At 69.3% G+C, this 12,585-nt stretch carries 14 protein-coding genes; 7 read left to right on the top strand and 7 right to left on the bottom strand.

All coding sequences use genetic code 11. From position 1 onward, the window contains the following. Nucleotides 1–35 precede the first annotated feature (35 nt). From AC3A3J_RS02495 to AC3A3J_RS02505, 3 genes are all read right to left on the bottom strand, one after another. Nucleotides 36–1,094, bottom strand: a complete 1,059-nt coding sequence (locus AC3A3J_RS02495; RefSeq protein WP_487670778.1) for an LLM class flavin-dependent oxidoreductase — start codon at nucleotides 1,092–1,094, stop codon at nucleotides 36–38. A 160-nt stretch (nucleotides 1,095–1,254) separates the two neighbouring features. Continuing rightward, complete coding sequence (locus AC3A3J_RS02500) at nucleotides 1,255–1,482, bottom strand: hypothetical protein (RefSeq protein ID WP_487670779.1); 228 nt, start codon at nucleotides 1,480–1,482, stop codon at nucleotides 1,255–1,257. 77 nt (nucleotides 1,483–1,559) lie between these two features. Next, nucleotides 1,560–1,982 (bottom strand): Hsp20/alpha crystallin family protein, encoded by a 423-nt coding sequence (locus tag AC3A3J_RS02505; protein WP_487670780.1) that lies wholly within the window; start codon nucleotides 1,980–1,982, stop codon nucleotides 1,560–1,562. Between the two features lie 118 nt (nucleotides 1,983–2,100). Here AC3A3J_RS02505 and AC3A3J_RS02510 point away from each other — a divergent pair, with 118 nt between their 5' ends. After that, nucleotides 2,101–2,463: a MerR family transcriptional regulator gene (locus tag AC3A3J_RS02510; RefSeq protein ID WP_487670781.1), complete on the top strand. Its 363-nt coding sequence runs from the start codon at nucleotides 2,101–2,103 to the stop codon at nucleotides 2,461–2,463. 27 nt (nucleotides 2,464–2,490) lie between these two features. Beyond that, a complete protein-coding gene (locus AC3A3J_RS02515) occupies nucleotides 2,491–4,221 on the top strand; it encodes a cation:proton antiporter (RefSeq protein WP_487670782.1) in 1,731 nt (576 codons plus the stop codon). A gap of 87 nt (nucleotides 4,222–4,308) precedes the next feature. Here AC3A3J_RS02515 and AC3A3J_RS02520 read toward each other — a convergent pair whose 3' ends face one another. Both AC3A3J_RS02520 and AC3A3J_RS02525 read right to left on the bottom strand, forming a co-directional pair. Beyond that, nucleotides 4,309–5,727 carry a dicarboxylate/amino acid:cation symporter gene (locus tag AC3A3J_RS02520; protein WP_487670783.1) on the bottom strand — a complete coding sequence of 473 codons (1,419 nt, stop codon included), beginning with the start codon at nucleotides 5,725–5,727 and terminating at the stop codon, nucleotides 4,309–4,311. Nucleotides 5,728–5,890: 163 nt separating this feature from the next. Further along, nucleotides 5,891–6,238 (bottom strand): hypothetical protein, encoded by a 348-nt coding sequence (locus tag AC3A3J_RS02525; RefSeq protein ID WP_487670784.1) that lies wholly within the window; start codon nucleotides 6,236–6,238, stop codon nucleotides 5,891–5,893. 108 nt (nucleotides 6,239–6,346) lie between these two features. Between AC3A3J_RS02525 and AC3A3J_RS02530 the strand changes: the two genes are divergently transcribed. Continuing rightward, on the top strand, nucleotides 6,347–6,796 hold the full coding sequence (locus AC3A3J_RS02530) for a YbjQ family protein (protein ID WP_487670785.1): 450 nt from the start codon (nucleotides 6,347–6,349) through the stop codon (nucleotides 6,794–6,796). Nucleotides 6,797–6,913: 117 nt separating this feature from the next. Here AC3A3J_RS02530 and AC3A3J_RS02535 read toward each other — a convergent pair whose 3' ends face one another. Then, nucleotides 6,914–7,153 (bottom strand): helix-turn-helix domain-containing protein, encoded by a 240-nt coding sequence (locus AC3A3J_RS02535; protein ID WP_487670786.1) that lies wholly within the window; start codon nucleotides 7,151–7,153, stop codon nucleotides 6,914–6,916. Further along, complete coding sequence (locus AC3A3J_RS02540; protein WP_487670787.1) at nucleotides 7,150–7,785, bottom strand: hypothetical protein; 636 nt, start codon at nucleotides 7,783–7,785, stop codon at nucleotides 7,150–7,152. The genes AC3A3J_RS02535 and AC3A3J_RS02540 overlap by 4 nt, the downstream gene beginning before the upstream one ends. Before the next feature lie 255 nt (nucleotides 7,786–8,040). Here AC3A3J_RS02540 and AC3A3J_RS02545 point away from each other — a divergent pair, with 255 nt between their 5' ends. The 4 genes from AC3A3J_RS02545 to AC3A3J_RS02560 all read left to right on the top strand — a co-directional run bounded on the left by AC3A3J_RS02545 (nucleotide 8,041) and on the right by AC3A3J_RS02560 (nucleotide 12,578). After that, nucleotides 8,041–10,563, top strand: a complete 2,523-nt coding sequence (locus AC3A3J_RS02545; protein ID WP_314649880.1) for an ATP-dependent Clp protease ATP-binding subunit — start codon at nucleotides 8,041–8,043, stop codon at nucleotides 10,561–10,563. 101 nt (nucleotides 10,564–10,664) lie between these two features. Further along, a complete protein-coding gene (locus AC3A3J_RS02550) occupies nucleotides 10,665–11,168 on the top strand; it encodes an amino-acid N-acetyltransferase (protein WP_487670788.1) in 504 nt (167 codons plus the stop codon). A gap of 9 nt (nucleotides 11,169–11,177) precedes the next feature. Further along, nucleotides 11,178–11,849 (top strand): hypothetical protein, encoded by a 672-nt coding sequence (locus tag AC3A3J_RS02555; RefSeq protein WP_487670789.1) that lies wholly within the window; start codon nucleotides 11,178–11,180, stop codon nucleotides 11,847–11,849. Nucleotides 11,850–12,176: 327 nt separating this feature from the next. Next, nucleotides 12,177–12,578, top strand: coding sequence for a dehydrogenase (locus AC3A3J_RS02560; protein ID WP_314649872.1), 402 nt, complete (start codon nucleotides 12,177–12,179; stop codon nucleotides 12,576–12,578). Nucleotides 12,579–12,585 lie beyond the last annotated feature (7 nt).

Here is a 12,585-nt window from a genome sequence, read left to right on the forward strand (position 1 = left end):
GGGGAGGCGGGCGCGGGCGCGAGGGCGGGGGCGGGCTAGGCGGCGGCGGGGGCGCGGAGCGACCCGGCGACGAGCTCGAGCGTCTGCGCGCGCGCGGTCGTCGAGTCGGCGGCCTCGGCGGCGTACGCTCCGGCGACCGGCGAGAGCATGACCTCGTCGACGCCCCAGCGGCTGGCGAACGCGCGCACCTCGGCGGCGACCGACTCGCCGGTGCCCACGAAGCACCGCGACCGAGCGGCCTCGACGACCTGGTCGGTGGCGGCATCAGACTCGGCGGCCAGCGCCTCTTCGACGGTCTCGAGTGCGACGAGCGGCTTGTTCAAGCGCAGGCGCGCCATCATGCGCAGCTGCGGCAAAGCGCGAGCCTCGGCCTCGTCGGCGGTCGGCGACGCCACCGCGTTGACGGTGAGGAACGTGCGCGGCTCGGGGTGCTCCTCGCTGGGCTGGTAGTTCGTGCGGTACAGATCGAGCGCGCGCTCGAGACCCTGGCCCGAGAAGTGGTTGGCGAAGACGTACGGCAGGCCGTGGGATGCCGCGAGCTGAGCCGAGTAGTCGCTCGAGCCGAGCAGCCACACCTCGGGGGCGTCGGTCGCTGCGGGGGTGGCGCGCACGGTGTACTCGCCGCCCGAGGTGAAGCGCACGGTGGCGCCCTCGTTCGAGACGAGCGCCGAGATGTCCTGCACATGGCGCGGGAACTGCTCGACGTCGCTCGTCGTGCCCGATCCTCGCAGCAGCTGGGTGATGACCGGGTCGCTGCCCGGTGCGCGGCCGAGGCCCAGGTCGATGCGCCCCGGGGCGATCGCGGCAAGGGCGGCGAACTGCTCGGCGACGATGAGCGGCGCGTGGTTGGGCAGCATGACGCCGCCCGATCCGAGCCGGATGCGCTCGGTGCGGGTCGCGGCGGCGGCGATCAGCACCGGCGGGGTGGTCGACGCGACGGCCGGCATGTTGTGGTGCTCGGCGAACCAGTAGCGACGGTAGCCGAGGCGGTCGGCGATCTCGGCGAGGGACAGGGAGGCGCGGATGGCCTCGGCGCTGGTCTGTCCGGAGCGGACGGGCACGAGGTCGAGGACGGAGAGGGCGACGTCATTCATCACGTTTTGCAACGCAGGGGACGGATGCCGCATTCCCGGCGCTCGGGAGGCGGCGCGTCGGTACCGGGGCGGATGCCGACGCTCCACCTCCGCGCACCACACCGGTTCGACCGACGCCGCAGGGCGGCTGCGCCCCGGCGTCGGCCGAACCGGCGCGATGTCAGGCGGCCGCGGGTACGCCGGAGCTCGGTGCGAAGGCATCCGCCAGCGACCGGCGGGCCAGCCGGTAGCGGATGCTCCACGCGGCGCTGTAGCTCTGCTCGGGCAGCGCGGCGAGGAGCGCGCGGTCGTCGGGGCCGAGACCGTCCCGGGCGGCCTCGCGCAGCAGGTCGTCGCGCGTGGCCGAGTACTCCATGGAGCGGAGGAAGCGGTCGAGGGCGGGGGACATGGGCTTCTCCTTTCAGCATCGAGGAGTGGGCGGAGGAGGAGGTGGGGCGGGGCGCGACCGGGCGCCCCGCCCGGGGATCAGGCGTCGATCGCCTGCCGCTGCTCGTGCGACTCGACGGTGATCTTGCGCGGCTTCGCGCGCTCGCTCACCGGGATGATGACCGACAGCACGCCGCTCTCGTACGAGGCGCTGATGCCGTCGAGGTCGACGCCCTCGCCGAGCGTGAACTGGCGGAGGAACGCTCCGGCGCCGCGCTCACGGGCGAGCCAGCGCACGCCTTCGCGGCTGTCGGCCGTGCGCTGGGCGCGGAGGGTGAGCTGCGTGCCGTCGAGGTCGACGTCGATCGATCCCGGGTCGACGCCCGGAAGGTCGGCGTGCAGGATGTAGCGGTCGCCGTCGCGGTAGAGGTCCACCGGCATGAGCCGGGGTGCCCGAACGGAGTCGAGCACGCTCGCAGCGAAGCGGTCGAGCTGACTGAACGGATCGAAGGTGAGTGCCATGATGTCTCCTTTCGTGCGGCCCCGAGGGGCTGGAACGGGGATGCAGGTTATCTGCATCTGTGCTGTAGATTTGTTATAGATCAAAGTCAGACATCTCGCAAGTCCCCGAAAGGACCGCATGGCCTCCCGTGATTCGCGCACCCCGGTCTACGGCATCGCTGTGGCCGCGCAGCTGTCGGAACTCCCCGAAGCGACGCTGCGGCTGTTCGAGAGCAAGGGGCTGCTCGCACCCGCGCGCAGCGACGGCGGCACCCGCCGCTACAGCGACGACGACATCGATCGCCTGCGTCGAGCGGCCGTGCTCCGCAGCGACGGCCTCAACATCGCCGGCATCGCCCGGGTGCTCGACCTGCAAGACGAGAACGCCGGTCTGCAGAGCACCAACGCCGGGCTCCGGTCGGCCAACGCGGGTCTGCGCAGTGAGAACAGCGGATTGCGCGACGAGAACGCGGGCCTGCGCGAGGCGCTCGACGCCGACTGATCGGATGCCCGGCGCTACGCTTCCTGCATGGATGCCGAGATCTTCTACGTGCTCGTCGGCGCCGTCGTCGTGGCGGCCATCGCGCGGTGGAGGGGGTGGCCGGCGCCGCTGCTGGTGACGGTCGTCGCGCTCGCGGCATCCTTCCTCCCGTTCGTCCCCGAACTGCGCGCCGACGGTCATCTCCTGCTCAACCTCGTGCTGCCGCCGCTGCTCTATTCGGCGGCTCTCGACGTGTCGTTCGTGGGATTCCGGCGCAGTCTCCCGCAGATCCGACGCCTGGGCATCTGGCTCGTGCTGATCACCGCGCTCGCCGTCGGGTTCGTCGCCTGGTGGATCTTCCCGTCCCTCACCCTGCCGGGCGCCCTGCTGCTGGGCGCGATCGTCGCGCCGCCCGACGCCGTGTCGGCCGCCGCGATCGGCCGCAAGCTCGGCCTGCCCCGACGCATCATGACCGTGCTGTCGGGCGAGAGCCTCATCAACGACGCGACCTCGCTGACGCTCTACCGCGTGTTCGCTCTGCTCGTCGCCGGCACGACCGTCAGTGTGGCCGGCGGCGTCTGGCAGTTCGTCGTCGCCGTCGCGGTCGGCGTCGCGATCGGCCTGGTGTTCGGCATCGCGCTGCACCAGCTGCGCATGCGCATCAACGACGCCGTCGTGATCGGCACCTTCGGCCTGCTCGCCCCGTTCGGCGCCTACGCGATCGCCGAGCACCTGGGCGGGTCGGGTGTGCTCGCGGTCGTGGCGATGGGGCTGTACGTCGGGTTCAACGCGCCGCGCACCGACTACACCACGCGCCAGCAGGAGAAGCCGATCTGGCTCTCGGCCGACTTCCTGCTCGAGAGCTTCGTGTTCGCTTACATCGGCCTGCAGCTGCCGCGGGTGATCAGCGACCTCAGCGCCGAGTCGATCGGCGAGATCCTGCTGCTCGCGGGTGCGGTGCTGCTGGTCGTGCTGGTGGTGCGTCCGCTGTACATCTATCCGATCAGCGCCTTCGCGAACTGGCAGGATCGTCGTCGCCTCGCCCGGTGGGACCGCGGCGTCGAGTCGGAGGGCTTCCGGAAGCGGCTCGCCCAGTCGCGCCGGTGGAACCGCTTCACTCCCGACGAGCTGCGGCAGCAGATGGTGCGCGAACGCATGGCGGGTCTGCAGCTGACCTGGCGCGACAACGCCGTCATCTCGTGGGCGGGCATGCGGGGAGTCGTGACGCTGGCGACCGCGCTCGCCGCGGCCGACCTCGCGGCGCTCGACACCGAGGCCTCGCACGCCATCGTGGTCGTCGCCTTCATCGTGACCGTGGGCACGCTGCTGCTGCAGGGGCTCACGCTGCCCGCGCTGATCCGCGGCCTCGGCATCGCGAGCGACGTCGACCACGAGGAGGACCGGCGCTCGCTCGCCGCCGTCAAGGAGCGCAGCCGCCAGGCCGGCAAGGCCTACCTCGCCGAGAAACGGGTCGAGTGGGAGCAGAAGTACGGCGACGTCGACCTGCGACTGTTCGACGCGTTCGCGAAGCGCATGACGCGGGTGGAGCGCGACACCGACGAGGTGCAGGAGGTGGAGGACGCCGTCGCGAAGCCGTCGTACGACGATCTGCTCGCGCTCTCGAAGGGGTGGCTGCAGGTGCGCCGCGCGATCCTGCTCGAAGAGCGCGACCGCGGCAACCTCGACGAGGAGGTCATGCGTGAGCTGATCGCCGCGATGGATGCCGAGGAGCTCGCGATGGACACCCGCAGCGCCACGCGCCCCGCCGACCGCGCCTAGCGTCGGCCCCCACTCCCGCGCCGGAATGCCGAACGCCCCGCCCGGGTGGGGCGGGGCGTTCGGCGAACGGATGCTGCGGATCGCGCCTCAGCGCGTGGCGGCGGGCTCGGTGGTCGAGGCATCCGTCTCGGTCGTGTCGTCGTCGTCGTCCTCGGCGAAGGGCAGGCCCGCGCGCGGCGCGTTGTACCGGCCCTCGTCGAGGATGCCCTCGCGCTTGGCGACGATCGCCGGCACCAGCGCCTGGCCCGCGACGTTGACCGCGGTGCGGCCCATGTCGAGGATCGGGTCGATGGCGAGCAGCAGGCCGACGCCCTCGAGTGGCAGGCCGAGGGTCGACAGGGTGAGCGTGAGCATCACGACCGCGCCGGTGGTGCCGGCGGTGGCGGCCGAGCCGACGACCGAGACGAGCACGATCAGCAGGTACTGCACGAAGTTCAGCTCGATGCCGAAGAACTGCGCGACGAAGATCGCGGCGATGGCCGGGTAGATCGCGGCGCAGCCGTCCATCTTGGTGGTCGCGCCGAACGGCACGGCGAACGACGCGTACGAGCGGGGCACGCCGAGGTTGCGCTCGGTGACGCGCTCGGTGAGGGGCAGGGTGCCGATCGACGAGCGGCTGACGAACGCCAGCTGCACGGCGGGCCACACGCCCGAGAAGAACTGCTTGATCGACAGGCCGTGCGTCTTCACGAGGATCGGGTAGACGACGAACAGCACGAGCGCGAGGCCGACGTAGACGGCGATGGCGAACCAGCCGAGCGAGGCGAGCTTCTCCCAGCCGTACTTGACGACGGCGGCGCCGATGAGGCCGAAGGTGCCGAGCGGGGCGATGCGGATGATCCACCACAGCACGCGCTGGATCACCTTGAGCAGCGACTCGGTGAACACGAGGAACGGCTCGGCCTTCTTGCCGGCCTTGAGCGCGGCGATGCCGACCACGGCGGCGACGACGATCACCTGCAGGATGTTGAAGCTCACGCTCGATGTGACCGAACCGGCCTCGGCGTCGAACGAGCTGTTCACGCCGATGCCGAGGAAGTTCTGCGGGATGAGTCCGAGCAGGAAGTTCCACCAGGTGCCGACCGTGTAAGGGTCGCCGGTCTCGAGGCCCTCGCCGGCGCGGCTGCCGGGCTGGATGGTGACGCCGAGCACGATGCCGATGACGACGGCGATGAACGCGGTGATCGCGAACCAGAGCAGCGTCTGACCGGCCAGGCGCGCGGCGTTCTGTACGCGACGCAGGTTCGAGATGCTGGCCACGATCGCGGTGAAGATGAGCGGCACGACGGCGGCGCGCAGCAGCGTGACGTACGAGCTGCCGATCGTGTCGAGCGTGGCGGAGAGGCCGCTCGGGTTGTCGGCGGTCGCGCCGAGCTGGCGGGCGATGAGGCCGGCGGCGATGCCGAGGACGAGGGCGGCGATGATCTGGAAGCCGAACGAGGTCAGCAGCTTCCGGACCGGACCGCGGGTATCGGGCGCCTTCTGGGCGCGCGTGGTGCTACTCATGCGGGGGGAACTCCAGAACGATGGGGCGGCGGGCCGGTATGCACGCCAGAACGTCTAACGCTAGGGGCGGCTGAGAATTCCCTGGGCGGAAATGACGAAGGATGACGGATGCCGAAGCATCCGCCATCCTTCGTGGGACGCGACCGGGGTCAGCGCGCGGCGATTACTCGCTCTCGAGGCCGAGGCACTCGTTCATGTTGTCCTTGAGGATCTGCTCGGTGAGGTCCTTGTCCTCCTGGTTGGCCTGCTTGTCCTCACCGTTGGCGATGTAGTTGAGCGTCTCGTTGCTGAGCTCGGAGTCGACCAGCGGGCCGGCGAAGCACTCGGCCGCGTCGGCGTCGAGGATGTCGCCCTGGCCCTGTTCTTCGAAGAACTTGGTCAGGCCCGCGGCGACGTCGTCTTCGGAGGGGCGGCTCGCACCGCAGGCGGTGAGCGAGAAGGCGAGGGCGGCTGCCGGGATGGCCAGCAGCAGGCGGGAGCGGGTGCGCAGTTTCCGGTCGAAGTTCATCATGCAAGCCACGGTATCGGCTCTCAGCCCATTGATAGGAATATTCGTATGGGGAGGTGTGCCCATGCGCTGTCATCTGGTACAAGGGGTCGGTTCTGGCACCATGGCCTCATGTTCATGGTGACGACGAACGACGTTCCGGGGTATCGCATCACACAGGTGCTCGGCGAGGTGATGGGTCTGACCGTTCGGTCGACCGACTTCGGCCAGGGCTTCGCGGCCGGGTTCCGGTCGCTCGGGGGCGGCGAGATCCCCGAGTACACGCAGGTCATGTACGAGGCCAGGCAGGTCGTGATGGGGCGGATGTGGGCCGAGGCGCAGCAGCGTGGAGCGAACGCGATCGTCGCCATGCGCTTCGACGCCGGGTCGATCCAGAACTTCACCGAGATCTGCGCCTACGGCACCGCCGTCGTCATCGAGCTGCTGGCCGCGCAGCCCCTCGCGCCCCAGCCCGTCGCCCCGCAGCCCCTCGCCCCGCAGTCCTTCGCGCCCCAGCCTGTCGCCCCGCAGCCCCCGTCTTCTCCGCAGCCCCCGTCGTCTCCGCCCCCTCCCTCCTTCTGACGCCGCCGTCCCCTTCCGCTCCCGTCGCATTTTCTGTCGCCTGGGAGGGCGGGAGGCGACAGAAAGTGCGACGGGAGCGGGGAAGGAAGGAGCGGGGAAGGAGCAGGGGGGTGGGGGTCAGTGAGCCGGCGTGCGGACGAGGAGGTCGCCGACCTCGCAGTCGAGCGCGTCGCAGATCGCCCGCAGCGTCGAATAGCGGATGGCCCGGGCCCGGTCGTTCTTGAGCACCGAGAGGTTGACGATGCTCACGCCCACGCGGGCGCTCAGCTCGGTGAGGGTCATGCCGCGGTCGGCGAGCAGCTCGTCGAGGCGGCAGTGGATGCCGGTGGCCTCGTCGTCGGACTCGGCGGGGCTCACACCAGGCCCTCCGTCTCCTTCTCGAGCGCGATGTTGTCGCGCTGCAGTCGCTCGCCCACCGTGAAGGCCGTCGCGATCACCGCGACCGCGAACGCCGCCATCACCCAGGTGAAGGGATTGATCGTGAGCACGGCGGTGTCGAGACGGTTGTCCGTGAGCTGCGCCACGGTCGCGTTCGCGAGCATGTTGTCGAAAAAGCGGGCGACGGCGAAGCCGAGCAGGCCGCCGAGCCCGGCCGCCGAGACGAGCACGGTGTGCCGGCGGCTGAAGATTTCGCCTTGCATGATGCCGCGGGCCAGCAGCAGCAGGCACGCGACGATCATCAGCGTGGTGAGAGCGAGTGCCACCTGCCCCAGGATGCCCGGAACGGTCGCGATGGGAGTGAGCTGCGGTGCGGTGAGCACACCGCTTCCGATCTGCACCGGAACGGTGCCCGATCCGTCGGTGAGAGCGACGTCGACGGTCGAGTCGAGGAAGTCGACCGCCACGGGGACGTCGACGCCCTGCGCCAGCTGCACGATGCGGACCGTCGACCCGACGACGATCCAGGCGGCGATCGCAAGACCGGCGACGGAGAAGGCTGCGAGCGACCATCGGTCGCCGCGGGTGAGTCGTCCCGTGCGGTTGTCCATGTCGACTCCTTATCGTTGATCGTTATTATCGACTTCCGTTAAGTTATCGATTTCCAATATGTTCGTCAACCCCGCGCCGCATCCCGCGCCCGCGACGAAGAGGAGTGGAAGGCGGCGGATGCCCAGCCCAAAGGGCGGCGGTATGCCCACGGCGAACACGGGCATACACGGCATCCGCGGTCGTTACTCTCGATGTACAAGCGCTTCGCACCCGTGTGGCACTCACCCGGGGACCGTGCGAATCAAGGAGTCAACATGTTCGAGAGATTCACGGACCGAGCCCGTCGTGTGGTCGTCCTCGCCCAAGAAGAGGCGAAGATGCTGAACCACAACTACATCGGCACCGAGCACATCCTGCTCGGCCTCATCCACGAAGGCGAGGGCGTCGCCGCCAAGGCGCTGGAGTCCCTGGGCATCTCCCTCGACGCCGTGCGCGAGCAGGTGCAGGACATCATCGGCCAGGGGCAGCAGCAGCCCACCGGCCACATCCCGTTCACCCCGCGCGCCAAGAAGGTGCTCGAGCTCAGCCTCCGCGAGGCCCTGCAGCTCGGCCACAACTACATCGGCACCGAGCACATCCTGCTCGGCCTCATCCGCGAGGGCGAGGGCGTCGCCGCCCAGGTGCTCGTCAAGCTCGGCGCAGACCTCAACAAGGTGCGCCAGCAGGTCATCCAGCTGCTGTCGGGCGCCCCGGGCCGCGAGCCCGCCGCCGTCGGCGCGCAGAGCAACGACACCCCTGCCGCGCAGGGCGGGTCGCAGGTGCTCGACCAGTTCGGTCGCAACCTCACCCAGGCCGCGCGCGACAACAAGCTCGACCCGGTGATCGGGCGCGAGAAGGAGGCGGAGCGGGTCATGCAGATCCTCTCCCGCCGCTCCAAGAACAACCCCGTCCTGATCGGCGAGCCCGGCGTCGGCAAGACCGCCGTCGTCGAGGGTCTCGCGCAGGCGATCGTCAAGGGCGATGTGCCCGAGACGCTGAAGGACAAGCAGCTCTACTCGCTCGACCTCGGCTCGCTCATCGCCGGTTCCCGCTACCGCGGTGACTTCGAGGAGCGCCTGAAGAAGGTCACCAAGGAGATCCGCACGCGCGGCGACATCATCGTCTTCATCGACGAGATCCACACCCTCGTGGGTGCGGGTGCCGCCGAGGGCGCGATCGACGCCGCGAGCATCCTCAAGCCGCTCCTCGCGCGCGGCGAGCTGCAGACCATCGGCGCCACCACGCTCGACGAGTACCGCAAGCACTTCGAGAAGGATGCCGCGCTCGAGCGCCGCTTCCAGCCGGTGCAGGTGAACGAGCCGAGCCTGCCGCACGCCATCAACATCCTCAAGGGACTGCGCGACCGCTACGAGGCGCACCACAAGGTGCAGATCACCGACGGCGCGATCGTCGCCGCGGCGAACCTCGCCGACCGCTACGTCTCCGACCGCTTCCTGCCCGACAAGGCCATCGACCTGATCGACGAGGCCGGCGCCCGCCTGCGTCTGTCGATCCTGTCGAGCCCGCCCGAGCTGCGCGAGTTCGACGAGAAGATCGCCAAGGTGCGCGAGCAGAAGGAAGCCGCGAGCGAGGAGCAGGACTTCGAGAAGGCCGCGTCGCTGCGCGACGAGGAGAAGAGCCTCCTCGCCGAGCGCCTGCGCCTCGAGAAGCAGTGGCGTGCGGGCGACGTCGCGACCCAGGCGGTCGTCGACGAGGGCCTGATCGCCGAGGTGCTGGCCCAGGCCACGGGCATCCCGGTCTTCAAGCTCACCGAGGAGGAGTCGAGCCGACTCGTCTTCATGGAGAAGGCCCTGCACCAGCGCGTCATCGGTCAGGAAGAGGCCATCGCCGCCCTGTCGAAGACGATCCGTCGTCAGCGCGCCGGCCTCAAGGACCCGAAGCGCCCCTCGGGCTCGTTCATCTTCGCCGGCCCCACCGGTGTCGGAAAGACCGAGCTCGCCAAGGCGCTCGCCGAGTTCCTGTTCGACGACGAAGCAGCCCTGATCTCGCTCGACATGAGCGAGTTCGGTGAGAAGCACACCGTCTCGCGTCTGTTCGGTGCCCCTCCCGGGTTCGTCGGATTCGAAGAGGGCGGCCAGCTCACCGAGAAGGTGCGGCGCAAGCCGTTCAGCGTGGTGCTCTTCGACGAGATCGAGAAGGCGCACCCCGACATCTTCAACTCGCTGCTGCAGATCCTCGAAGAGGGTCGCCTCACCGACGGTCAGGGTCGGATCGTGGACTTCAAGAACACGGTCATCATCATGACCACGAACCTGGGTGCGCGCGACATCGCGGGCGGCCCGGTCGGCTTCCAGATCGAGGGCAGCAACGCGACGAGCTACGAGCGGATGAAGGGCAAGGTGAACGAAGAGCTCAAGCGGCACTTCAAGCCGGAGTTCCTCAACCGTGTCGACGACATCATCGTGTTCCCGCAGCTCAACAAGGAGGAGCTGGTGCAGATCGTCGATCTGTTCACCAAGCGCCTCGGCGAGCGGCTGCTCGACCGCGACATGACGATCGAGCTGTCGCAGGCCGCCAAGGAGCGCCTCATCGAGATCGGGTTCGACCCGGCTCTCGGTGCCCGTCCGCTGCGTCGCGCGATGCAGCACGAGGTCGAGGACCGTCTGTCGGAGAAGATCCTGCACGGCGAGCTCGACGCGGGCGACCACGTGAAGGTCGACGCGAAGGACGGCGAGTTCCTGTTCGAGCACGGCCCGCGCGGCGAGAAGGTCTCGGTCGGCGTCAACACCGGCGGAGAGATCTCGGCCACGCCCGACCTCGCCATCACCGGCGAGTGACGTCACGCTGATCCCGAAAGGGGCGGATGCTTCGGCATCCGCCCCTTTCGCGTTCACACCGGGGTCAGGTTCTGCGGAGGCGGCGGTTCTAGGCTGGACGAGTGAACGACTACATCGTGCGACCGGCCCGCAGTGCCGACGTCACCGGCATCCGTACCCTGCTGCAGCCGATGGTCGAGAAGCGCATCCTGCTGGGCAAGGACCTCGCCGTGCTCTACGGCTCGGTGCAGGAGTTCGTGGTGGCCGAGGCCGACGGCGAACTCATCGGATGCGGTGCGCTGCACGTGATCTGGGAGGATCTCGGCGAGGTGCGCACTCTGCTCGTCGACGAGTCCTGGCTGCACCGCGGAGTAGGTCGGGCGATCGTCGATCGTCTCGAACAGAACGCGCTCGCGCTCGGACTCTCGCGACTGTTCTGCCTGACCTTCGAGGTCGACTTCTTCGGCCGCCGCGGCTACGCGCCGATCGGCGAGCAGGTCGTCGACCCCGACGTGTACTCGCAGCTGCTGCGCAGCGGTGACGCCGGTGTCGAGGAGTTCCTCGACCTCGCGCACGTGAAGCCCAACACGCTCGGCAACACGCGGATGCTCAAGCGCCTGAACTAGCCTTTACTCATGCCCCGCCAGTCCGCAGCCGTCTATCGTCGACGGCGCCTCGTCGTGTTGAGCGCCCTCATCGTGGTGCTCGCCGCGATCGCGGTCGGGGTGTGGCTGCTCGTCGCCCAGCCATGGGCCTCGCAGGCGTCGGAGAGCACGCCGTCGCCCTCGCCGACGGCCTCGAACGTGCCGAGCGCATCGCCGGACGCCTCGCCCGATGCGTCGCCGGATGCGTCCCCGAGCGTCACCGAGACCGAGCCGCCGCCCGAGGAGCCGGGTGTCGTGGCCTGCCAGGCGAAGGACCTCGAGGTGACCGCCGTGACGGATGCCGAGAGCTACGCCGAGGGCGAGCTGCCGAAGCTGTCGATCTCGCTCACGAACATCAGCGGGGCGGACTGCACGCTCGATGTCGGGTCGTCGCTGCAGTCGTTCACGATCTCGAGCGGCACCGATGTGTGGTGGCGGTCGACCGATTGCCAGGAGAACCCGAGCAGCATGATCGCCACGCTCGCCGCCGGCACGACGGTCACGAGCAAGGAGCCGGTGGTGTGGGATCGCACGCGGTCGAGCGTCGACACCTGCGCCGAGGAGAACCGGCAGCGCGCCCCCGCCGGCGGGGCGTCGTACCACGTGGGGGTCTCGATCGGCGGCTTCCCCAGTGCCACGACGAAGCAGATCCTGCTGTTCTGAGGACAGTATCGGAAGAGCGCGGGCCGTCGATCGACTCGTTCCGCGTGATCTCGGGGCTGGCCCGACGAAAAGCGCAGAGTCTTCAGGATCGGCTGACACGGCATGGGTCTTTGGGATACCATTGACATCGGTTCTCCGATCGTGCGGCGATCATGCCATCCCCAGTGGCGTCGAGCTACAGCGTCCCCAGCGCTTCGACATCCGCCGCCCGAGAACCCGAGGGCCCTCTCGAGTACCCCAGTCCCCAATGGATGACTCGAGAGGGCCCCTATTCGTCTCCGCCCCTGCGCGGGCGTGACGCGCTCTCGCCGCTCTAGGCTGGGAGGCATGGCAGCGAAGAAGGCGAAGAAGAAACCGGCCCCCGAGGACTTCCGCTCGGAGGCCCTCGCTCTGGCCCTCGAGAAGCAGGACGTCGCCGCCGTCGCCCTCGCCCTGCGCAACGGCACCACCGTCGTGCCGCTCGTCAAGCCGGGGGCCCGCGACAACCCGCTCGACACCGGCGAGGTGTGGACCTATCGCGACCCGAACTCGGGCGACCTCGCGCTGCTGCTCTTCAGCGACGCGAAGAACAAGCCCGCGAACCTCCCGCCCGGCGTCGGCATCTACACCGCGGAGTGGCTGCGCAGCTTCCTCGGCGCGCATCCGATCACGACGGTGTTCCTCGACATCGCCGGCCCGCACCCGATGCAGGCCTCGCCGCAGGAGATCCTCAAGGCGCTGGAGGCCTGACCCCGGG

The sequence above is a fragment of the Microbacterium sp. Soil_N32 genome (assembly GCF_057655505.1).